This window comes from Methylomonas sp. MS20 (assembly GCF_050275925.1).
Lineage (GTDB): Bacteria > Pseudomonadota > Gammaproteobacteria > Methylococcales > Methylomonadaceae > Methylomonas > Methylomonas koyamae_A.
The window spans coordinates 357,432-377,948 of sequence record NZ_CP189962.1; the positions used below are offsets into that span (position 1 = coordinate 357,432).

General features: G+C 56.9%; 22 protein-coding genes. 15 read left to right on the top strand and 7 right to left on the bottom strand.

Features of this window, described 5'->3' with window-relative positions; genetic code table 11:
* The first annotated feature begins 216 nt into the window (after positions 1-216).
* The 5 genes from ACQE3D_RS01585 to ACQE3D_RS01605 all read left to right on the top strand — a co-directional run bounded on the left by ACQE3D_RS01585 (position 217) and on the right by ACQE3D_RS01605 (position 6,886).
* Positions 217-1,143 (top strand): hypothetical protein, encoded by a 927-nt coding sequence (locus tag ACQE3D_RS01585; protein WP_427501175.1) that lies wholly within the window; start codon positions 217-219, stop codon positions 1,141-1,143.
* A gap of 44 nt (positions 1,144-1,187) precedes the next feature.
* Positions 1,188-2,258, top strand: coding sequence for an efflux RND transporter periplasmic adaptor subunit (locus tag ACQE3D_RS01590; protein ID WP_064025301.1), 1,071 nt, complete (start codon positions 1,188-1,190; stop codon positions 2,256-2,258).
* Positions 2,255-5,371: an efflux RND transporter permease subunit gene (locus ACQE3D_RS01595; RefSeq protein WP_071160274.1), complete on the top strand. Its 3,117-nt coding sequence runs from the start codon at positions 2,255-2,257 to the stop codon at positions 5,369-5,371. The genes ACQE3D_RS01590 and ACQE3D_RS01595 overlap by 4 nt, the downstream gene beginning before the upstream one ends.
* 55 nt (positions 5,372-5,426) lie before the next feature.
* Positions 5,427-5,861: an HMA2 domain-containing protein gene (locus ACQE3D_RS01600; protein WP_313729281.1), complete on the top strand. Its 435-nt coding sequence runs from the start codon at positions 5,427-5,429 to the stop codon at positions 5,859-5,861.
* 215 nt (positions 5,862-6,076) lie between these two features.
* Complete coding sequence (locus tag ACQE3D_RS01605) at positions 6,077-6,886, top strand: sulfite exporter TauE/SafE family protein (RefSeq protein ID WP_064029022.1); 810 nt, start codon at positions 6,077-6,079, stop codon at positions 6,884-6,886.
* A gap of 206 nt (positions 6,887-7,092) precedes the next feature.
* On the opposite strand, the gene typA is transcribed toward ACQE3D_RS01605, so the two are convergent.
* The 4 genes from typA to ACQE3D_RS01625 form a co-directional block, all read right to left on the bottom strand.
* Positions 7,093-8,916: a translational GTPase TypA gene (gene typA / locus ACQE3D_RS01610; RefSeq protein WP_064029024.1), complete on the bottom strand. Its 1,824-nt coding sequence runs from the start codon at positions 8,914-8,916 to the stop codon at positions 7,093-7,095.
* An 82-nt stretch (positions 8,917-8,998) separates the two neighbouring features.
* Positions 8,999-9,391 (bottom strand): rhodanese-like domain-containing protein, encoded by a 393-nt coding sequence (locus tag ACQE3D_RS01615; protein WP_064029026.1) that lies wholly within the window; start codon positions 9,389-9,391, stop codon positions 8,999-9,001.
* Positions 9,388-9,978 carry a class I SAM-dependent methyltransferase gene (locus ACQE3D_RS01620; protein WP_313729280.1) on the bottom strand — a complete coding sequence of 197 codons (591 nt, stop codon included), beginning with the start codon at positions 9,976-9,978 and terminating at the stop codon, positions 9,388-9,390. Before ACQE3D_RS01620 ends, ACQE3D_RS01615 begins: the two co-directional genes overlap by 4 nt.
* Entirely contained in the window at positions 9,975-10,880 is a 906-nt protein-coding gene (locus ACQE3D_RS01625; RefSeq protein ID WP_064029030.1) for a LysR family transcriptional regulator, read from the bottom strand. The genes ACQE3D_RS01620 and ACQE3D_RS01625 overlap by 4 nt, the downstream gene beginning before the upstream one ends.
* A gap of 174 nt (positions 10,881-11,054) precedes the next feature.
* Here ACQE3D_RS01625 and ACQE3D_RS01630 point away from each other — a divergent pair, with 174 nt between their 5' ends.
* From ACQE3D_RS01630 to ACQE3D_RS01665, 8 genes are all read left to right on the top strand, one after another.
* A complete protein-coding gene (locus tag ACQE3D_RS01630) occupies positions 11,055-11,213 on the top strand; it encodes a hypothetical protein (RefSeq protein ID WP_313729279.1) in 159 nt (52 codons plus the stop codon).
* Positions 11,214-11,389: 176 nt separating this feature from the next.
* Positions 11,390-11,719 (top strand): phosphoribosyl-ATP diphosphatase, encoded by a 330-nt coding sequence (locus ACQE3D_RS01635; RefSeq protein WP_064029032.1) that lies wholly within the window; start codon positions 11,390-11,392, stop codon positions 11,717-11,719.
* A gap of 13 nt (positions 11,720-11,732) precedes the next feature.
* Positions 11,733-11,951 carry a Sec-independent protein translocase subunit TatA gene (tatA, locus tag ACQE3D_RS01640; RefSeq protein WP_064029034.1) on the top strand — a complete coding sequence of 73 codons (219 nt, stop codon included), beginning with the start codon at positions 11,733-11,735 and terminating at the stop codon, positions 11,949-11,951.
* A gap of 3 nt (positions 11,952-11,954) precedes the next feature.
* Positions 11,955-12,278 carry a Sec-independent protein translocase protein TatB gene (tatB, locus tag ACQE3D_RS01645; RefSeq protein ID WP_313729278.1) on the top strand — a complete coding sequence of 108 codons (324 nt, stop codon included), beginning with the start codon at positions 11,955-11,957 and terminating at the stop codon, positions 12,276-12,278.
* Complete coding sequence (gene tatC / locus ACQE3D_RS01650; RefSeq protein WP_064029038.1) at positions 12,253-13,002, top strand: twin-arginine translocase subunit TatC; 750 nt, start codon at positions 12,253-12,255, stop codon at positions 13,000-13,002. The genes tatB and tatC overlap by 26 nt, the downstream gene beginning before the upstream one ends.
* On the top strand, positions 12,999-13,685 hold the full coding sequence (locus ACQE3D_RS01655) for a YggS family pyridoxal phosphate-dependent enzyme (RefSeq protein WP_313729277.1): 687 nt from the start codon (positions 12,999-13,001) through the stop codon (positions 13,683-13,685). The genes tatC and ACQE3D_RS01655 overlap by 4 nt, the downstream gene beginning before the upstream one ends.
* A 54-nt stretch (positions 13,686-13,739) precedes the next feature.
* A complete protein-coding gene (argS, locus tag ACQE3D_RS01660) occupies positions 13,740-15,500 on the top strand; it encodes an arginine--tRNA ligase (RefSeq protein WP_313729276.1) in 1,761 nt (586 codons plus the stop codon).
* On the top strand, positions 15,501-16,160 hold the full coding sequence (locus ACQE3D_RS01665) for an SPOR domain-containing protein (RefSeq protein ID WP_313729275.1): 660 nt from the start codon (positions 15,501-15,503) through the stop codon (positions 16,158-16,160). It abuts the gene before it with no gap.
* A 5-nt stretch (positions 16,161-16,165) separates the two neighbouring features.
* On the opposite strand, the gene ACQE3D_RS01670 is transcribed toward ACQE3D_RS01665, so the two are convergent.
* Positions 16,166-16,612 (bottom strand): DUF2721 domain-containing protein, encoded by a 447-nt coding sequence (locus ACQE3D_RS01670; protein WP_064029046.1) that lies wholly within the window; start codon positions 16,610-16,612, stop codon positions 16,166-16,168.
* Between the two features lie 199 nt (positions 16,613-16,811).
* Between ACQE3D_RS01670 and ACQE3D_RS01675 the strand changes: the two genes are divergently transcribed.
* Entirely contained in the window at positions 16,812-17,882 is a 1,071-nt protein-coding gene (locus ACQE3D_RS01675) for a TIGR03790 family protein (RefSeq protein ID WP_313729274.1), read from the top strand.
* 10 nt (positions 17,883-17,892) lie between these two features.
* On the opposite strand, the gene ACQE3D_RS01680 is transcribed toward ACQE3D_RS01675, so the two are convergent.
* Positions 17,893-19,260 (bottom strand): sensor domain-containing diguanylate cyclase, encoded by a 1,368-nt coding sequence (locus ACQE3D_RS01680; RefSeq protein WP_064029048.1) that lies wholly within the window; start codon positions 19,258-19,260, stop codon positions 17,893-17,895.
* Between the two features lie 144 nt (positions 19,261-19,404).
* Positions 19,405-19,998, bottom strand: a complete 594-nt coding sequence (locus ACQE3D_RS01685; RefSeq protein WP_313729273.1) for a nitroreductase family protein — start codon at positions 19,996-19,998, stop codon at positions 19,405-19,407.
* 102 nt (positions 19,999-20,100) lie between these two features.
* On the opposite strand from ACQE3D_RS01685, the gene ACQE3D_RS01690 reads away from it, so the two are divergent.
* A complete protein-coding gene (locus tag ACQE3D_RS01690; RefSeq protein WP_139306337.1) occupies positions 20,101-20,313 on the top strand; it encodes a hypothetical protein in 213 nt (70 codons plus the stop codon).
* Positions 20,314-20,517: the final 204 nt, after the last annotated feature.

A 20,517-nucleotide genomic window follows, 5' to 3' on the forward strand; every position in this document is an offset into this window, starting at 1 on the left:
ACGAGAGTCGCGTCTCGCGCTAAACTTACCCGGTCCGACTTGACTTGCGTCGGTACTCTTATCGCGGATTTCGCATGTACCGATGCCATGGATCGCGACTAGCGGAATCGTGCCGGCGATTTGATCGGCGACAATTCCGGCCAATTTTCCGGCGATGCGATCGGTGATAGCATGCCGGCGCTTAGTCATCGTTGCCAACTCGAACCCAAGGATGTCATGAATTCGGAAATTTTCAGCAAGCTGCATATCGACGTCGCCCGCAACTCCACCGACGACTTCAACCTGTTTCACGACAGTAAGAAGTGGGGTCGGATCAGTCGGAATCCGTTCGCCGGCCCGATCGTGATGGGGTTTCAGTTGGAATCGCTGGTCGAGGGCAAAGTGGCGGATTTCCGCCGCGAGCTGGGTGAAGAGCGGTTGATTGCCGAGCACGGTCTGCATTTCAGCAATTACCAGTTTACTTTCGCCAACGCGGTCAAGCCGGGTCAACACGTGGCGGTCGAGATCAAACAGTCGCAATTCAAACTCGAACCCGAGCCGGTACTGAGCAACCGGATCGCGGTCAAGGCCGATGGCGGCCTGGCGTTGATGGGCTTTAAAAAGGAAACCACCCGGCCGTTGGTGACGGGCAAGCCGGATTTGCTCGGCATTGGCGAGATGCGGATCCAGCCGGATCGCTGCTTTCTGCCGAACGGCTATTTCCTGAAACGCAAGTTCATGATGAACAGCAATGCCAAGAATTTTCTGTGCGGCTCATTGCGGGATCAATCGGAATACATCGACGAAATTCAGGATGTCGTCGGTTTTCCGGAGTTGTTTCCTTGCGCGCTGTTGTCCAGTGCCTTATTGGAAAAAGCGTTGAAATGGCAGCACGACTTCGAGCGTAATCCGATGGTGTACACCTCTCACAAAATCAGCATCGACCGGCGGCTGTTGGCCGAATTACGCAGTAACGACGCTTTACATATTCTGATCAAACCGGCCGCCAATTGCGCCGAACACGATTTCGGCGATCTGCGCGCCACGCCGCTGGATTACGAATGTTACGGGCTATTTCGCGCGGACAACGCCTTGTTGTTCAGCGCCGAAATTTCGTTGGTGCCGCTGGAAACCATCTTGCAGGCCATGGCCGCTTCCGCTTGAAGCCGTATCCCGTCCAACGCCATTTCACCTCTCGAGGAAATTCAATGAAGTTTTTGTTTGCGATGTTGCCGCTGCTGATGTTGATCGGCTGCGAGCAACCGGTGCCGCCGCCGCCGCCGCCCAGGCCGGCATTGGTGACGACGGTGGGGGAACGCACTGCCGAAGCGCCGACCACGCTGGTCGGCGAGGTTCGTTCGCGATACGAAAGTGTGCAGGGTTTCAGGATCGCCGGCAAGATTATCGAACGCAACGTCGACGTCGGCGCCGTGGTCGTGGCCGGTCAGATGTTGGCGAAGTTGGATGCGGTCGATACCGGCTTGTCCACTCAGGCCGCCCAGGCCGAAGTGCGGGCCGCCGAAGCCGATCTGGCGCTGGCGCAGGCCGAATTGGACCGGCAGCGGCAATTGTACGCCCGCAAGTTTATCTCCAATCAGGCCTTGGATATTCAGGAAGCCCAGTACAAGGCCGCCGCCGCCCGCGCCAAGCAGGCACGCGCTCAGGCCGCCGTGACCGGCAATCAGTCGCGCTATACCCATCTATTGGCCGAACGCGACGGCGTGGTGACCGAGATCCGCGCCGAGCCGGGGCAGGTTGTCGCGGCTGGCGAACCCATCGTTCGGATCGCGGTGGCCGAAGCCAAGGAGGTAGCGATCGCGGTACCCGAGTCGCGGATGGCTGGAATTGCGGTCGATACGCCGGCTGAAGTCCGCTTATGGGCGTATCCGGGGGTGACGTATCAGGGCCGGGTCAGGGAGGTGGCGCCGGCCGCCGATAGCGCCACCCGCACCTTCCAGGTGCGGGTGGCGCTTCAGAATCCCGATGCGGCGGTACGCTTGGGCATGACGGCCGGGGTGCGTTTTTATCGGCAAGATACCGCCGCCTATTTGCTGCCGACGCCGGCGTTGACCGAGCGGGACGGACGGACGGTGGTTTGGGTCGTCAATCCAGCCAATGGCGAAGTGCGGCCCAGACCGGTGCGGGCCGGCGATTACCGTGAGGATGGCGTGCTGATCCTAGAGGGTTTGCAAAGTGGGGAGCAAGTCGTCGCGGCGGGTGTTCAGACCTTGGTGCCGGGCCAGATCGTCAGAGCGGTGCCGTCGCGGAGTCGGCCATGAAGGGATTCAACCTGTCCGAGTGGGCCTTGCGCCACCCGGCGCTGGTACTGTACGCGATGCTGGTAATGACGTTGGTCGGGATGGCGTCTTATACCAAGCTGGGGCAATCCGAGGACCCGCCGTTTACGTTCAAGATCATGGTGATAAGAACCGGTTGGCCTGGAGCTAGCGCGGAAGAGGTCGAGCGGCAGGTCACCGATAAACTCGAGAAAAAACTCCAGGAAGTGCCGTGGCTGGATACCTTGCGCAGCTACTCGCGAGCCGGCGAATCATTGATATTTCTGTCGGCCCTCGATTCGACGCCGCCCAGCGAAGTCCCCAATATTTTTTATCAGGCGCGGAAAAAGGTCGGCGATATTCGCTATACCCTGCCCGACGGCGTCGAAGGGCCAACCTTTAACGACGAATTCGGCGATGTCTACGGCAATTTATACGCGTTGACAGGGCCGGGTTACGACTACGCCGAATTGAAACGGCACGCCGAAACGGTACGCGCCGAATTGTTGCGGGTGCCGGACGTCGTCAAGGTGGATTTTTTCGGCGAGCAAAAACAGCGTATCTACGTCGATTTGTCGAATGCCAAGTTGGCGACGATGGGTATCGATGTGGTCAGCATGCTGCAGACCCTACAGGCCCAAAATCTGGTCACCGGCAGCGGCAGTTTCGACTCGCCCGACGAGCACGTCCGGATCGCCGTATCCGGTCGCTACGACCAGGTGGAGGCCTTGCGGGATGTGAGACTCCGGGTTAACAATCAGGAATTTCGCCTCGGCGATGTCGCGACAGTCGGCAGGGGCTACGAAGATCCGCCCAAGGACAAGGTGCGTTTTAACGGTCAAGAATCCTTATTGCTCGGTGTCGCCATGCGTGACGGCGGCGACATCATTCGGCTGGGCAAGGCTCTGGACGCCGCGGTCACCCAAATTCAAAGCCAGTTGCCGGTCGGTCTGGAACTGCATCCGGTTTCGTCTCAACCTAAAGCCGTGCAGCGATCGGTCAACGAATTCGTCAAATCGCTGGCGGAAGCGGTCGTGATCGTGTTGGCGGTTAGCTTGATGTCGCTGGGATTACGTACCGGCATCGTCGTGGCCATTAGCATACCGGTGGTATTGGCGATCACCTTTTGGCTCATGCATTTGTTCGGCGTCGGTTTGCATAAGATTTCGTTGGGCGCGTTGATTTTGGCGCTCGGCTTGCTAGTGGACGATGCCATCATCGCGGTCGAAATGATGGCTTCGAAAATGGAGCAGGGCTGGGAGCGTACCAGGGCGGCGGCCTTTGCCTATACCTCGACCGCGATGCCGATGCTCAGCGGTACCTTGGTCACCGCCGCCGGTTTTTTGCCGATCGCCACCGCCGAATCTTCGACCGGCGAATACACCCGCTCGATTTTCCAGGTGGTGGTGATTGCGTTGTTGGTGTCTTGGGTCGCTGCGGTGGTGTTTGTGCCTTATTTGGGATTTCGGCTACTGCCGAATTACCGAGATCGCCACGCCCGACCGTCGGTGTTTGCCCGCTGGTTGGCGCGCGCGGGAATCGGCAGCGAGGCGACCGGTCACGACGATTTGTACCAGACGCCTTTTTATCGCCGGTTTCGCGGGTTGGTGGCCGGCTGCGTCTCGCATCGTTGGTTGGTGATTACGATTACGTTGGCAATGTTCGTCGGGGCGATCGTCGGTTTTAAATTCGTGCAACAACAATTTTTTCCGGATTCGACCCGGCCCGAACTCGTCGTGGATCTACGTTTGGCCGAAGGCGTATCTTACGCGGCGACCGAAGCCGAGGTGAAAAAACTGGAAGATTGGTTGAGCCGGCAATCCGGCATCGAAAACTACGTGGCCTATGTGGGCAACGGCAGTCCGCGCTTTTATCTGCCGTTGGATCAACAGTTACCGCAGCGCAATTTTGCCCAATTCGTGGTTTTGACTCAGGGACCCGCGGAACGCGAGGCGCTGCGGCTTCGCTTGATTCAATTGTTCGAACAGGATTTCCCCAATTTGCGGGGCAGCGTTCTGCGTTTGGAAAACGGCCCGCCGGTCGGTTTTCCGGTGCAGTTTCGGGTATCCGGACCGGATTTGAGCGAATTGCGCCGTCTGGCTCGACAGGTGGCCGATACGATGCGCGCCACCCCTTATTTGTCCAATGTGCAATTGGACTGGGAGGAACCGGTCAAAGTCGTCAGGGTCGATGTCGATCAATCCAAGGCTCGTCTGCTCGGCATTGGCTCCAACGACATTGCCAATCTGATCAACGGCGCTTTGCAGGGATTGTACGTCACCGAGTTTCGCGAGGACATCGAGCGCATCGATTTGCTGATTCGCGGCACCAAGGTTGAGCGCCAGCATTTATCGCTATTGCAACATCTGATGTTGCCTACCAGGAGCGGGCATAGCGTGCCGCTGTCGCAAATCGCGATTCTGGAATACGGCTTTGAGGAGGGCGTGATCTGGCGCCGGAATCGGATTCCGACCGTGACGGTGCGGGCGAATCTGTACGGCGACATCCAGGCGCCGATGGTTTCGGCCCGGATCGAGGCCGATCTGGCCGAATTCAAACGTAAGCTGCCGGTCGGGTATCGCTTGGAAACCGGCGGCGCGGTCGAGGAGTCGGCGAAAGGCGGCGAGTCGGTGGCTGCCGGTATGCCGCTGTTCGTCATCAGCGTCTTGACGGTGTTGATGATTCAGTTGCAAAGTTTTTCCCGAGTCGCGTTGGTCGTATTGACCGCGCCGCTTGGCATGATAGGCGTGACACTGTTCTTGTTGCTGTTTCATCAGCCGTTCGGCTTTGTGGCGATGTTGGGCACGATCGCGTTGTCGGGCATGATCATGCGTAATTCGGTAATCCTGGTCGATCAAATCGATCAGGATAAAGCGGCCGGCCGTGCCGATTTCGATGCCATCGTCGATTCCACGGTGCGGCGTTTTCGCCCTATCGTGTTGACGGCGGCGGCGGCGATATTGGCGATGATTCCGCTGACGCGCAGCGCGTTTTTCGGCCCCATGGCGGTCGCCATCATGGGCGGGCTCACTGTGGCCACGTTGCTGACCCTATTGTTTTTGCCAGCCCTATATGCCGCCTGGTTTCGAGTCGAAATGCCGGAAGCGAGCGATTAGTCGTCGCATCTCCGTGTGCGGCGATCCTTTCAATTTTCAATGATAAACCGATTGCATGAGCAGAATTGTATCTTCGTTGCCTGGACGAATCAGAATACGCGACAAAGGCTTGCGGGACCCGGCTCGACAAACTCAACTTAGCCGGGAGTTGGCAAACATCACGGCGATTACCCAATGGCAAGCCAATCCACGCACCGGCAGTGTCGTCGTGAGTTTCGATCCCGGCGATATAGACATGGCGGTGCTGGAAACTCATCTCGATGCCGCCGTCGACAAGGTGTTGGGCGACACGTTAACGCCGCCGCTGTTGACCAAGAAGCGCATTAACCGTTACAACAAAATCGCCATGTTGGGGAGTCTGGCGGCCTCGCTGGCACTTACTACGGTGCGCCGAAAACGCTGGCGGCACTGGCATGCGGCGACGGGCTACCTGTTCGTCGCCAATTTAGGCGTGCATTTATATCTTTACCGGAAATCGCTATTTCGCTAAGTACCGCGCTCGCGGTTGTAAAAGGTGGAGCGTGCGACCTTGGAGTCCGCCGGCGACTTGGCTGGATTGCCAAAGTGATGGTGGCAATCGAGGCTGCGGGTTTTTGTATCTGAAAAAGGCATAATAGTATTCATTTTTATCATTAAAATGCCGACCGGTAACACTGGCATAATGTCCGCGCTTATCTGAATTAACGAAATAGAAGGCCGGAAATTATGAATTTAATGTATACGCTGTCGGGTTTTGTAGTCGGTTTGCTGGTGGGCGTGACCGGCGTCGGCGGCGGCTCTTTGATGACGCCGTTGTTGGTGTTCCTTTTCGGTTTCAAACCAGCCGTCGCGGTCGGTACCGATCTGTTATACGCGGCGATTACCAAAACCGCCGGCGTTTTTGTTCATCACGGTAAGCACAAGTCCGTGGATTGGCGCATCGTCGGTTGGCTCGCGCTGGGTAGCTTGCCGTTCGCGGGTATGACGCTTTACGTGCTGAAAAATCTGATGGCGGTCGGTAAGGAAACCACCGGTATGATTACTTTCACGTTGGGCGTGGCTTTGTTGCTGACGGCCTGCGCGTTGCTGGTTCGTAGCTGGATGCTACGTCATTCGGCGAAAGAAGAAATCGACGACGAGCATAGCAATCAGGATAACAGTGGCCGGTTTTCGCCGAGTTGGGAGCGATTTGCAACGGTGTTGACCGGCGCGATATTGGGCGTGTTGGTGACCCTGTCGTCGGTGGGAGCCGGTGCGCTGGGTACCGTCGCGCTGCTATTTCTATATCCGAGAATGACGACGCTGAAAATTGTCGGCACCGATCTGGCCCATGCGATTCCATTGACCGCAGTGGCCGGGCTTGGGCACTTGAGTCTCGGAAACTTCGATTTGCAATTGCTGTTGAGCTTGTTGGCGGGTTCTCTGCCGGGTATCTGGCTGGGTAGCCACTTGAGCGCGAAGATTCCGGAGCAATTTCTCCGTCCGGCCCTGGCAACCTTGTTGCTCGTGATCGGTTTGAAGTTTGTGCTGCAATAAACCGAGGTTCAACGCGTGCGGCAATACCGGTTGGCGCGTGCCGATTTTTGTCGATGATGCTGTTTGGCTGGATTGACTGAGTGCGGCAAGACGGCGTGGCGGGTCGTGGATTCGCCGGTCCGGCAATAGCGGGGTTCCGGACCACTCGATCAGATCGCCGGCCTCGAAGCGAGAAACCGGCGATTTTCAGGTTTGCGCGTGCTGGTTTATTCAGCTGAACGCGAGGCGCGTTTGCGGTCGTTCTCGGATAGCAGCTTTTTACGCAGGCGTATCGATTGCGGCGTGACTTCGACCAGTTCGTCCTCGTCGATGAATTCCAAGGCCTGTTCCAGCGTCATTTTTTGGATGCGGGTCAGGATCAGGTTTTCGTCGGTGCCGGCCGCGCGGATGTTGGTGAGCTGTTTGGCCTTGGTCGGGTTCACAACCAAATCGTTGGCGCGCGAATGAATGCCAACCAGCATGCCTTCGTAGACTTCGTCGGCATGCACGATGAACAATTCGCCGCGTTCTTGAAGGGCGAACAGCGCGTAGGCCAAAGCCTTGCCTTGAACCATCGAGACCAATACGCCGCGCTTGCGCACACCGAAGGTGCCGGGTTTGACCGGGCCGTAATGGTCGAAGACATGGTAGAACAAGCCGGAGCCGGAGGTGGCGGTCATGAACTCGGTCTGGAAACCGATCAGGCCGCGCGACGGTACCATATATTCCAGGCGGATACGGCCCTTGCCGTCCGGGACCATGTTCAGCAAATCGCCCTTGCGCTCGCCGAGTTTTTCCATGATCGCGCCCTGATGTTCGTCTTCCACTTCGATGGTGACCATTTCGAACGGTTCGGTGGTGACGCCGTCTTCTTCCTTGAAAATCACTTCAGGACGCGACACGCCTAATTCGAAGCCTTCGCGACGCATGTTTTCGATCAAAATCGACAAATGCAATTCGCCTCGGCCGGACACTTTAAATTTGTCCGGATCGCTGGTGTCCTCGACGCGCAATGCGACGTTGTGCTGCAATTCCTTGTGCAACCGATCGCGTATTTGCCGCGACGTGACGAACTTGCCTTCCTTGCCGGCGAACGGCGAGTTGTTGACCTGGAACGTCATGCTGACGGTCGGTTCGTCGACTTTCAGCGGCGGCAAGGCTTCGACCGCGTCCTGCTGACATAACGTGTCTGAAATTTCCAGTTTGTCGATACCGGTGAACGCGATGATGTCGCCGGCTTGCGCTTGCGGCACTTCGATACGTTCCAGCCCCTTGAAACCGAAGATTTGCAGCATTCGGCCGTTGCGGGTGGCGCCTTCTCGGTTGATCAAGGTCAGCGGTTGGTTGGTTTTGACGCTGCCGCGCTGGATGCGGCCGATGCCGATCACGCCGACATAGCTGTTGTAGTCCAGGCTGATGACTTGCATTTGGAACGGGCCGTCGATATTGACCGGCGGCGGACTCACCTTGTCGACGATGGTTTGGAACAGCGGGGTCATGTCGCCGCCCTCGACGGTGCTTTCCAGTTCCAGACCCGCGTAACCTTTCAGCGCCGAGGCATAGACGATCGGGAAATCCAATTGTTCGTCGGTGGCGCCGAGCCGGTCGAACAAATCGAAAGTTTGGTCGATGACCCAGTCCGGGCGGGCGCCGGGGCGGTCGACTTTGTTGATGACGACGATGGGTTTCAAGCCCAGGGCGAAGGCTTTCTGAGTCACGAAGCGGGTTTGCGGCATAGGGCCGTCCACGGCGTCGACCAGCAACAATACGCAATCGACCATGGACAGCACCCGCTCCACTTCGCCGCCGAAATCGGCGTGGCCCGGTGTGTCGACGATGTTGATGTGATAGCCGTTCCAGTCGATCGCGGTATTCTTCGCCAGAATGGTGATTCCGCGTTCTTTTTCCAGCGCGTTGGAGTCCATCACGCGTTCGTCGACTTTTTCGTGGGCGTCGAAGGTGCCGGATTGTTGCAGCAATTGATCGACGAGGGTGGTTTTGCCATGGTCAACGTGAGCGATGATGGCGATGTTTCTAAGTTTTTCTATCACAGGATTGTCGGATTTTTAGAGAATAGGGAAATCGATGTAGGTAGAGGCGCTTGCCTCGATACTGAAAAATACTTGCGACGGCTTAGCTTTGTTCCCAGGGCAGGCCGTGGAAACGCCAGCCGCCGAGTTTTCCGCGGTGTTTTTGCTCGTCCAGCGGGCCTTCGAAGCCTTCCAGGATGTTGACCAAATGCCGGTAGCCGGCCGCTTCCAGAGCTTTGGCGGCTTCGACCGAGCGGACGCCACTGCGGCATAACAACAAAATCGGCGCCGATGGGTCCGGGGCGTGTTGTTGCACCTGCTCCACGAAGGTCGGGTTGAGTTGCATGCCGGGGAATTCCTTCCAGGCGATGTGTATCGCTTTAGGCGGATGGCCGACGAAACCGTGTTCGATCGCGGTTCTAACGTCGATCAGTACTGCGGATGGGTTGTTCTGCAGTAAGGCCCAGGCTTGTTTGGGGTCGAGATTGTCTATCATGGTGTCGAGTCAAGGTTGGTATTCTGTCCGATGAAGGCCGCTTCGTTGCGTGGTCCGCGCCGCAAGTCGCCGGTGCGGGCGTATTCCCGGTAATATACCGGCGTCAGCGGGGCAAACAGTTGTAACAATTCGTTGCGGTTCAGCAGGAAAGCGGGGTTGCTGGGGCCGATCGGTTCCGGTTTGTCGCGGATAAAGGTTTGATAAAACAACAAGCCTTCGGGCTTCAAGGCCGTCATTATCGCATTACACAGGGTGCGGTCAAGAAAACGACTGATGACAATTACATCGAATAGCTGATTGCGCAAGCTGTCGGCTTCGATACGGTGTTGCCGGCAGGTGATGTCGAGCGATCTTAGCTTGGCGTGGGAGGCCAGTATTTCCAGTGCGCGCGCGGAGATGTCCCAGGCTTGGACGCGCAGGCCTTGCTCGGCTAAATACAAAGCATTTCCGCCTAATCCGCAAGCCAGATCCAGCGCAGAGCCCTCGGCCGGTAACAGGAAGGGGTGTTCAGCCAGCACTTCGGTCGGCGGTCCTGGTTGGTGGGCGGCTTGATAGATCGCGTCCCATTTTGCTTGCAGGTCGTTCACGGCGGATCCATGCCGATGCGATGCGGCAGCCAAGCTTGGATAAAGTCCAGAAAAGATCGTACCTTGGCCGACAAATATTTGCGGTGCGGATAAACCGCGTAAATTTCCAGCGGGGTGATGCCGTATTGTTCCATCACCACTTGCAAGCGACCTTGTTCGATGTCGCGGCCGACGATGTAGCGCGGCAGCATGATCAGGCCAAGGCCGTTGACGGCGGCATTGCGGATCGGGTCGGCCATATTGGCCTGCATCCGGCCGGTCACGGTCACTGTCCGTTCGCCGAGAATGCCTTTGAAACGCCATTTGTTACGTGGCGGAATCGCCCAGTTGATCAAGCAGCTATGATCCTCCAGGTCTTCCGGATCTTGAGGAGTGCCGTGCAGCTTCAGATATTCCGGCGAAGCGCAAACCACCAGCGACGAGGTGGCGATTTTGCGGGCGACCAAGCTGGTGTCGTTAAGTTGGCCCAGGTAAATCGCCAAATCGACGCCTTCGTCGATCAGGTCTACCTGGCCGCCTTTTAGCACCATATCGACCGACAGGTCCGGATAGTTTTTCAGATACTCGGTCAGTCCGGGCGAAATGTGGCTGGCGCCAATGACCGGCGGCGCCAGGATTTTCAACATGCCGCGCGGTTCGGTTTGCAAATGGGTGACCGCCGACTCCATCTCGGCGACGTCCAACAGCACCTGCTGACAGCGTTCCAAATAGGCTTCGCCGGCCTCGGTTAGACTTAGGCTGCGGGTGGTGCGGTTGAACAAGCGGGTGTTCAATTCGCTTTCGAGCTGCATGATGTGTTTGGTGGCCATCGCCCTGGAAATGTCCAAGTCCTTGGCGGCACCGGCAAAGCTACCGGCTTTGGCGACGCGTACAAACACATTCATGCTGGTCAGTTTATCCATCGAAACCTCCTTGGTCGTCTGGGGGGGATAGGCGTGCTAATACGCTAATTGTTTCTCTAATGGATACAATTTATTTAATAAATTCCGAATTGTAAACTTTTTTTTGTACTGTATAGTATGCGGCAACTGAAAAGCAAACAGATGGAATCTTGTCAAGGGCAAGGTTGAGAGGAGATGAAAGCGATGCAAGGCATGAAAAAAGATATTCTGATCGGTACTTTGTTTTTTGCCGGGATTTGGAACTTTATGTCCGGTTTGTTTTTGGTCTCGACGGTTCTGTTTGCGGCGACGTCGATGTTTAGCAATATGTCCAAAGCTCAGTCCAACGGCTGATCCCGAATTTGTAACTACCTCCTGGTGTTGTAATAACGAGCGGTAACCTCCTTCTTAAGTACTCCGCTTGGTTTTTTGCCTTCCACCGCGCAAGCGCTGGGAGGTTTTTTTTGCCCGTCGGTTTTTGCGGCGGTCGTGTTATGATTTTGACTTTATTAACCATTGTCCCTGGTTGAATGAGCGACGTTCTGCACCAACTTGCCGAAGTTCTCGAACAGCGCAAGCAACAATCCGCCGATCAGTCTTATGTGGCGGGTCTTTACGCCAAAGGTCTGGATCAAATCCTAAAAAAGATCGGCGAGGAGGCCACCGAGACGGTTATGGCCGCTAAAGACGGCGATCCGGAAAAGATTGTCTACGAAGTCGCCGACCTCTGGTTTCACAGCATGGTGTTGCTGGCGCATCAAGGGCTGGGCCCGGATGCCGTGTTGAACGAGTTGCGCCGGCGTTTCGGCTTGTCCGGACTTCAAGAAAAAGCGCAGCGTCAATCTTCCCAAACGAATTAATTAGGAGCGAGTCATGGGCTTCAGTATTCCGCATTTGTTAGTGGTGTTGGTGATCGTGGTTCTGGTCTTCGGTACCAAGCGCTTAAAAAACGTCGGTGCCGATCTGGGCGAGGCGATCAAGGGTTTTCGTTCGGCGGTCAAGGAAGGAGGTGAATCCGATAAGTCGTTAGCTAAGGAAAATGGCGAAACCCTGGAAGGCGAAGTGACTCATAAAGAAAAAGATCAGGTCTAAGCCATGTTCGAAGTCGGTTTTTCCGAGTTGCTGATGATAGGGCTAGTGGCCCTTCTGGTGCTGGGGCCCGAAAAGCTGCCTAAGGCCGCGCGCATCGCGGGTTTATGGGTGGGTAAGGCGCGCGGCATCATTTCGACCGCCAAGGCCGAAATCAAACAGGAATTGCAGGCCGAGGAAATGCGGCAATTGTTGCAACAGCGAATCGGAACCGACGAATTGCAACAGGCCTTGAGAGACACCCAGTCCGCCGTGGACGACATCAACTTTAGCTTGCAGGCGCCGACCGAGACCGATCAGCCCAATGACCCGCCCAAATCCGCAGGATAGCGAACAATCTTTTTTCAGTCATCTCGTCGAATTGCGCGACCGCCTGCTTAAGGTGGTGTTGTGCGTACTGTTGGTGTTCATCGGTACCGCCAGCTATGCCAACGAGATTTACGCCTATTTGGCGGAGCCGCTGTTGGCGCACATGCCTAAAAACAGCTCGATGATCGCTATCGACGTCGCTTCGCCGTTTTTCACGCCGTTCAAGCTGGCCTTCGTCGTCGCGGTGTTCGCCGCTATTCCGTTTATTCTCTATCAGTTTTGGGGCTTCGTCGCGCCGGGTTTATACCGCCATGAAAAGCTGATGGTATTGCCGCTATTGGTTGCCAGTACCTTGTTGTTTTACGGCGGCGCGGCATTTGCGTATTTTCTGGTGTTTCCGTTGGTGTTCGGTTATTTGACCGCGACCGCGCCGGCCGGGGTCGCTGTGATGACCGACATCGCCACCTATCTCGATTTTGTATTGGGGATGTTTTTTGCGTTCGGAGTTTGCTTCGAGGTACCGATTTTTACGATCGTACTGGTTTGGGCCGGCATCGTTTCGCCGGAAAGTTTGGCCGAAAAGCGTCCTTACGTCATCGTCGGTGTGTTTGTGGTTGCGATGTTTTTGACGCCGCCGGATGCTTTGTCGCAAACCTTGTTGGCCGTGCCTATGTGGATGCTGTTCGAGTCCGGCTTGTTGTTTTCCCGTTTGTTCGTGGGTAAGCGGAGCGATGAGTCGTCATGACGACGATAGCAGAGCGCTTCGCGGCGGTGACCGCCGAATTGCGTGCCGCCGAGATCGCCGTCGGCCGGGCGACCGGATGCGTGCGTTTGTTGGCAGTCAGTAAAACCAAACCCGCCGCCGACGTGGCCGCCGCCTATCGTTGGGGGCAGCGCCATTTCGGCGAAAATTACCTACAGGAGGCTTTGATAAAGCAGCAGGCATTGTCGGCGTTTGCGATCTCCTGGCATTTCATCGGGCCGATTCAATCCAATAAAACCAAGCCGATCGCCCAGCATTTCGCCTGGGTGCATAGCGTCGATCGACTGAAAATCGCCGAGCGGCTCAGCGAGCAGCGGCCGGATTATCTGCCGCCGTTGAATGTTTGCTTGCAAGTCAACATCAGCGGTGAAGCCAGTAAATCCGGTGTGGCGCTGGCCGAGCTGCCGGCGTTGGTCGAACAAGTGGCGAAGTTGCCCCGGTTGAGGTTGCGCGGCGTGATGGCCATACCCGAGCCGCAATCCGACTATGCCGCGCAATGCCAGCCTTACCGCTCGCTTTGCTCGGTGGTTCAGGCGTTGAATCTGCCTGGGTTGGATACCTTGTCTTATGGCATGAGTGGCGATTTGCGGGCCGCGGTCGCCGAAGGCTCGACGTTGGTGCGGATCGGCACGGCGCTGTTCGGCGAGCGTTCTAGCCTTCGCTAGGGTTTTCGTGGATAATGGCGAACATTTTTCGACGAATCCGCATCGACCGACGCAATGAAACAAACGCTGGAATCTCTGTTACAACAATCCGTTAACGCACTGAAAGCGGAAGGCATACTCGACAGCGATTTTGAAGCTCAAATCAATCTGGAGCGGACCAAGGACGCCCAGCACGGCGATTTCGCGACCAATCTAGCGATGTTGTTGGCCAAGCCGGCCAAATCCTCTCCCAGAGTTCTGGCCGAGAAAATCGTGGCAGCGTTGCCTGTCGATACGTTGGTTAGCAAAGTCGAGATCGCAGGCCCCGGCTTCATCAATTTTTTCATTAATCCCGACAGTCAGTTCGAAGTCGTCAAACAAGTCCTGGACGCCGGCGCCGGTTTCGGCTTGAGCACGATCGGCGCAGGCCAGCGGGTACAGGTCGAATTCGTTTCCGCCAATCCGACCGGGCCCTTGCATGTCGGGCACGGACGGGGAGCCGCCTACGGTTCGGCGGTGGCCGATCTGCTCGAAGCGGCCGGTTTCGAGGTCGAACGCGAGTATTACGTTAACGATGCCGGCCGACAGATGGATATTTTGGCCACCAGCGTCTGGCTACGCTATTTGGAGGCCGTAGGCGAAGTCTTGACGTTTCCGAGCAACGGCTATCGCGGCGAATACGTTCGCGACATCGCGGCGAATCTGCAGCGAAATGCCGGCGAGGCCTACCGTCGGCCAGTGGAGCAAGTGCTGGCGGATTTGCCCGCCGACGAGCCGCAAGGCGGCGATAAGGAAAAGCATATCGATGCGCTGATCGAACGCGCTAAAAGTTTGTTGGGTGCCGAGGCTTACGGCGCGGTATTCGATGCCGGCCTGAATGAGATTCTGGCTGATATCAAGGACGATCTCGAAGAATTCGGCGTTGGTTACCAGCACTGGTTTTCCGAACGCTCGCTGATGGACGACCGGTCGGTGCAAACCGCATTGAAGCGCTTGGAAGACGCCGGGTATTTGTACGTGCAGGACGGCGCCACTTGGTTCGCGTCCAGTCGGCTCGGCGACGAGAAGGATAGAGTGGTGGTGCGCGATAACGGGCAGACCACCTATTTTGCGTCCGATATTGCCTACCACATGAATAAGCTGGATCGAGGTTTCGACCGGATCGTCAACATTTGGGGTGCCGACCATCACGGTTACATTCCGAGGGTGAGGGCGGCGATGCAGGCGCTGGGCGCCGACGAGGCCAAATTGAAAGTGCTGCTGGTGCAATTCGCGGTGTTGTATCGCGGCGACGAGAAGGTGCAAATGTCCACGCGATCCGGCGAGTTCGTCACGCTACGCCAGCTTCGCGGCGAAGTCGGCAGGGATGCCTGCCGCTTTTTCTACGTCATGCGTAAGTCCGAGCAGCATATGGATTTCGACCTGAAATTGGCGACCTCGAAAACCAACGAAAATCCGGTGTACTACGTGCAATACGCGCACGCCAGGGTGTGCGCCGTGTTACGGCAGTTGGACGAGAAAGGCCGCCGCCGCGATCCGCAATTGGGCCTGGCCAATCTAAACTTGCTGACCGAGGAACAGGAAAGCGCGTTGTTGACCACCTTGGCTAAGTATCCGGAGGTGCTGGAAAAGGCCGCCGTTCAATATGAACCTCACCAATTGATTCAGTATCTACGCGAGTTGGCCAACCAGTTCCACGCTTATTACAACGCCCACCAATTCCTGGTCGATGACGAGCGCTTATGCAATGCCCGCCTGAATTTGATTTGCGCGGTCAAGCAGGTACTGGTTAATGGTTTGACCTTGCTGAAAATTAACGCTCCAGAAGCGATGTAAATGGCCAGAGATTACAAACATCGCGTCCAGTCGGCCAGTTATGCCAATAGCCGCAGGCGCCCCCAGAAAAAAGGGATAGCGCCGTGGCGTTGGTTGGTTGTGATCGGCTTGGTGGCGGCTTTTGTGGTGTTTTTGAATATGATCCGCAAAATGGTACCGGAACTGACCGCCGCCAAGCCGGAATCGGCGACGCCGCCGGCCGCCGAGATCGTCAAGCGCGAATTGCCGGTGCAAGCGCCGACGCCGGCCAAGGTGGATTCGAAAGAGACCAAGCCCGAGGAGGCTAAAGCCGAAACGGCCGCGCCGGCGGAGCCGGAAGAGCCGCGTTACGAGTTTTATACCATCCTGCCGCAGGCCGAAGTCGTGGTCCCCGATTACGAAATCAAGACACGGGTGCGCGAGCAGTTGGTCGGCAAAACCAAGGCGACCAAATACGTGATGCAGGCCGGCTCGTTTCGCGAGGCGGCGGAAGCGGAGCGGCATAAGGCCAAGCTGGCTTTGTTGGGGATAGAATCTCGCGTCGAGAAAGCGAAGGTCGGCGAAACCATTTGGCACCGTGTCAAGATTGGCCCCTATGACAACCCGGCCAGCGTATCGACGATCAAGGAATTGCTGCAGAAAAACGGCATCGGCGTGATTGTGACCGAGAACGGTCATTAGTCCGCTTATTTATTCAGATGCCGCTGCCGGCGGCGCGGCGCGATGATGCCGGTCGCCAGTGAAATTTCCCGCAAAAAGCATAACAATCCGGCAATCAATGCCAGCATCGCCGCGACGAATAGCGTCGACACCAAATTCGACAGATCCACCGTGACCTGGACGCCTAGGAACATCGTGACGATCGATAAGCAAATCAATAGCGCGCACACCGTGCACAACGTAATCGCCCAGCGAATCCAGAGGCCGCGTCTGGCCAGTGTTTGCATCTCGGCATAGTGTTTGTCGCCTTCCTCTCCGGCCAGCTTGGACAGCGTCCGAAACCGGTCTACAGCTCGGCCAAGCCGGTTAGTTAGGACACTCAACAAGCCGGCGACACCGGTCAGCAGAAACACCGGGGCAACCGCCTGTTGGATAACGTGGGCGACGGTGGGGATATTGTCTATGGCGTCCATCTGATTTTTTCCGCGAATGAATTGTATTTTGACCGAAGGTGGGGCCTGAACTATTCGGTCGGCTAAGCGATCGAACAGCTATCTTGTGGCCCGCGCATTGGTTTGGGGATTTTACAAATCCTGGTTGCATTTAGGCCAGTGCCGACTACATTGGCGGTTTAGCTTTACTCGTCGGCAGTCGTCTTTTTGGAGTTCCCCGGTGTCCTATCTTCGAATCCTCAACTTGGCGTTAATCGCTTTATTGGCGAGCGGCGTATGCTCGCGGGCCGGGCTGGCGGCGATTTCGCCGCTCTATCAGCCGTCGCCGGCGCTGGAGGCGGCCGATTTGGCGGTCATTGTAAATGACGCCGATCCGTTGAGCCGGCGCATTGGCGAATATTATCAGGTCAAGCGGCGCATCCCGGCCGATCAGATCATCCATGTCAGCTTCGCGCCGAATCGACCGGTCATGTCTAAGCAGGAATTCACGGCGCTGAAACAAAAGCTGGACCAGCGGACGCCGGAAGCCGTGCAAGCGTATGCGATCACTTGGTTGCAACCGTTCCGGGTTGAATGTATGTCGATTACGACCGCGCTGGCGGCCGGTTTCGATTCGGCGTTTTGCGCGAATGGCTGTCAGCAAACCCGTGGGAATCCGTATTACGCGTCCGAAACCGATCGTCCTTTTAAGGCGCACGGCTGGCGACCGACGATGGCGGTGGCCGGTGCGACGTTCGAGGAGGCCAAGCGCTTGATCGATACCGGTGTCGCCGCCGACTACAGTCAGCCCAAGGGCGCGGCCTATTTGCTGAAAACCTCGGATAAGGCGCGCAGCTCGCGGGCCGTTTTGTTTCCGGAAATCGCCAAGGGTTTGAGTCAGTTTTGGCCGGTGTATTATTTGGAACAGGATTACATTGCCGGTCGGCAGGATGTGATGTTTTATTTTACCGGCTTGACCAGAGTGCCGCATATTGCCGATAACCGCTATTTGCCCGGCGCGGTGGCCGATCATTTGACGTCGTCGGGCGGCGTGATGTCGGGCAGCGATCAAATGAACATTCGGGAATGGTTGCGGGCCGGGGCGACCGGCAGTTACGGCGCGGTGGTCGAGCCGTGTAATTTTCCGGCCAAGTTTTCCAATCCGGGTGTACTAATGTACTTTTATTTACGCGGCAGCAGCCTGATCGAGGCTTATTGGAAGAGCGTCGCGCAACCCGGTCAAGGTATTTTTGTCGGCGAGCCGCTGGCCAAACCGTTTGCCTACCCGCCGCGCGTCGGCGCGGAGCATTGAGTACTTTGCGTCAATCCGCGACGACAACCCGGTTGCGGCCGCCGTTTTTGGCCAGATACAGGGCCTGATCCGCGCGGGTAATCAAATCCAGGCGGTTATCGCCGTGCTCTGGATAGAGCGACATACCGATCGAGGCCGTGACGCTCGTTCTGGTCCCGGTTTCGGTTTTGTAAGACAGGCTTTCCACCGCCGACCGTAGCGAATTCAGGCGTTCGACGGCGGCGTCCACGGCGATTTCGGTCATGACGATGACGAATTCCTCGCCGCCGTATCGGCAGACGATGTCGTTGCCGCGCCGGAAGCGACTCATCAATTGCGCGACTTGCCTTAATACCTCGTCGCCGGTGTCGTGTCCGTAAGTGTCGTTCAGCCTCTTGAAGTGATCGATGTCCAGTATGGCGATTGCCAGCGTTTGGTCGGCTCGGTGCATACGGACCAGCTCCCGATCCACTGCTTCTTCTAGAAAACGGCGATTGAACAGTCCGGTCAACGGATCCCGTATCGATAGCGCATGCAATTCCTCGCGCAAGGTCAGATTGGCGAGCGCCAGACGGGCGCTGTCGGCCGCGGTTTCGGCAATCGAGAATTTGCGCTGAATTTCTTCCGGGTCCATACCGCCTAAGTGGTACTCGATGTGAATCAGGCCTAATCCGTGAGAGTGGGCCAGTAGCGGAATGCAAATATAAGCGGCGGTCGTTTGCTTAACGTGCCGGCAAATTGGATTGATGGCGCGTCCGTCGCCGGCGATATGAATTCGCCCGCGCCGCATGCCCCAGCAATCGTTCGGCATGAACAGTTTTTCCAAGTCCGTCCGGCCCCATTGATCCACCAGAGTCAGTGCGCGGGATTGCGGTTCCATGATGTAAACCCCGCCTTCGGTGTTGGGAAACAGTGCGACCAGCGCCGTTTTGATAATCGGGTAGGCTTCGTCCGTTTTCTGGCAGCTCTGCAACAAGTCCGTCATTTCCCGAATCAATTGCATTTGGGCGATCGCCGATTCGAGTTCCCGTTGGGCTTTTTTCAGCGCGGTGATGTCGCGCGCCGCCGCGAATAGGCCGGCAACATTGCCTTCCTCGTCCCGGTATACCGACGCGTTATAGAGCACCTCGGTGATTTTGCCGGAGGCGTGGCAGATTGCTAGCGGGTAGTCCATCACCGTGCCTTGCGAGAAGGCCAGCTGATAACCGTCTCGGGCTCTCTGTGGCTCGGTGAAGTAATTGGAAAAATCGCTGCCGATCAGGGCTTTTCGTGGGACGCCGGTGACTTTTTCGGTAGCTCGGTTTACATCCATGATTTTGCCGTCGGCGCTAATCGTTACCAAGGGGTCCAAACTGGCTTCTATCAGGCTGCGGGCGTAAGAGCTTCTAGAATGTTTCATGGCATGGGCTCCGGCGACGACGATATGGCGCTCCCTGCGACGCGCGACATAAGGCGGCTAGACGCGCGCTTGGTCTGGACGCGCGAAATCCTTGAGGTTTCAAGAGATTCTTCGAACGGCGATTTTACCTGCCTGGCGCCGGGATTATTCGTCCCAGTGGCCGAAGTATGCACGTTGCCGCAGTTCAGCGCGGCTCCGAACCGCCAGTTCGGCCGTTCGAAATTCCTCGGGAAGTTCCTCGGCGTCCGCTTGATAACCGATCGCCAGCATCGCCATCGGCGTGCATTGCTCGGGTAGGCCGAAAGCTTGCCGGGCCGCCGCCGCGTCGAAACCGCCCATTTGATGGCTCGCCAGGCCCAGCGCACCGGCTTGCAGGCATAGGTTTAAGGCCGCCGCCCCGGTATCGTACATCGCCCAACGGTTGGCTTGGCCGTTGTGGTTGAAGTTCGCCATCGCGACCGATAGGATTAGTACCGGCGCGTGGCGGGCCCATAGCCGATTTTTGTCGTTGATGATTTCCAAAGCCCGCGCCCAAGCGTCCGGGTGGGTGGATTTGTCGCAAACCACGAAGCGCCAGGGTTGATCGTTGAAGCAGGAGGGCGCCCAGCGCGCGGCTTCCAGTAACGCGGTCAGGTCTTCGGCCGATACCGGACGATCCGGGGCGAAAGCCCTGGGACTCCAGCGTTTGGCGATCAGTGGGTGAATGGCGACCGAGGTGAGGGCGGGTTTGTTGGACATCTCGACTCCTTGCCGCAGGTGTAGGGAAGTGACTTGCAAAAACCGAAATTAGCGCTAATATAATAGCGAATCAAAATTATAATAACGAGAAGGGGGTTCATTATGCCAAAAAGCACTCACTTTTGGACCATGATTTATTTCGGTATGGCCTTTATTGTGGCGCAGTTTGCCGAATCCGCCATCGCGATAACGGGGGATTCCGCCGCATTGCGAATGTCCAACCTTTTGGATTACGACCATCCGTTTACCGCGGTCGCCGTCAGCGCCTTGATTGCGGGCGTCTACTGGCTGTACTGGTTGCGACACAGGGTCTGACACGACTCTCTCTTTGACATCCGCGTCAAGCGGATAGCGCCCGTCGGATTCCGGCCGTCATTCGGCTGGATAACCGCAGTCCACGCTTTCTAGCGGTCAGTTAATGATGCTAGAATCGCTCGTTCAATTATGCCATTTAATTCATCAGGCTAATCGATACCGGCGCTTTTCGCTCGCTCGGCGTCGATTCGCCCATCCAGATAC

Coding starts and splice junctions, on each gene's coding strand:
- ACQE3D_RS01585 (WP_427501175.1), top strand. CDS start 217: ATGAATTCGGAAATTTTCAGCAAGCTGCATATCGACGTCGCCCGCAAC.
- ACQE3D_RS01590 (WP_064025301.1), top strand. CDS start 1,188: ATGAAGTTTTTGTTTGCGATGTTGCCGCTGCTGATGTTGATCGGCTGC.
- ACQE3D_RS01595 (WP_071160274.1), top strand. CDS start 2,255: ATGAAGGGATTCAACCTGTCCGAGTGGGCCTTGCGCCACCCGGCGCTG.
- ACQE3D_RS01600 (WP_313729281.1), top strand. CDS start 5,427: ATGAGCAGAATTGTATCTTCGTTGCCTGGACGAATCAGAATACGCGAC.
- ACQE3D_RS01605 (WP_064029022.1), top strand. CDS start 6,077: ATGAATTTAATGTATACGCTGTCGGGTTTTGTAGTCGGTTTGCTGGTG.
- ACQE3D_RS01615 (WP_064029026.1), bottom strand. CDS start 9,391: ATGATAGACAATCTCGACCCCAAACAAGCCTGGGCCTTACTGCAGAAC.
- ACQE3D_RS01625 (WP_064029030.1), bottom strand. CDS start 10,880: ATGGATAAACTGACCAGCATGAATGTGTTTGTACGCGTCGCCAAAGCC.
- ACQE3D_RS01630 (WP_313729279.1), top strand. CDS start 11,055: ATGAAAGCGATGCAAGGCATGAAAAAAGATATTCTGATCGGTACTTTG.
- ACQE3D_RS01635 (WP_064029032.1), top strand. CDS start 11,390: ATGAGCGACGTTCTGCACCAACTTGCCGAAGTTCTCGAACAGCGCAAG.
- tatA (WP_064029034.1), top strand. CDS start 11,733: ATGGGCTTCAGTATTCCGCATTTGTTAGTGGTGTTGGTGATCGTGGTT.
- tatB (WP_313729278.1), top strand. CDS start 11,955: ATGTTCGAAGTCGGTTTTTCCGAGTTGCTGATGATAGGGCTAGTGGCC.
- tatC (WP_064029038.1), top strand. CDS start 12,253: ATGACCCGCCCAAATCCGCAGGATAGCGAACAATCTTTTTTCAGTCAT.
- ACQE3D_RS01655 (WP_313729277.1), top strand. CDS start 12,999: ATGACGACGATAGCAGAGCGCTTCGCGGCGGTGACCGCCGAATTGCGT.
- argS (WP_313729276.1), top strand. CDS start 13,740: ATGAAACAAACGCTGGAATCTCTGTTACAACAATCCGTTAACGCACTG.
- ACQE3D_RS01665 (WP_313729275.1), top strand. CDS start 15,501: ATGGCCAGAGATTACAAACATCGCGTCCAGTCGGCCAGTTATGCCAAT.
- ACQE3D_RS01670 (WP_064029046.1), bottom strand. CDS start 16,612: ATGGACGCCATAGACAATATCCCCACCGTCGCCCACGTTATCCAACAG.
- ACQE3D_RS01680 (WP_064029048.1), bottom strand. CDS start 19,260: ATGAAACATTCTAGAAGCTCTTACGCCCGCAGCCTGATAGAAGCCAGT.
- ACQE3D_RS01685 (WP_313729273.1), bottom strand. CDS start 19,998: ATGTCCAACAAACCCGCCCTCACCTCGGTCGCCATTCACCCACTGATC.
- ACQE3D_RS01690 (WP_139306337.1), top strand. CDS start 20,101: ATGCCAAAAAGCACTCACTTTTGGACCATGATTTATTTCGGTATGGCC.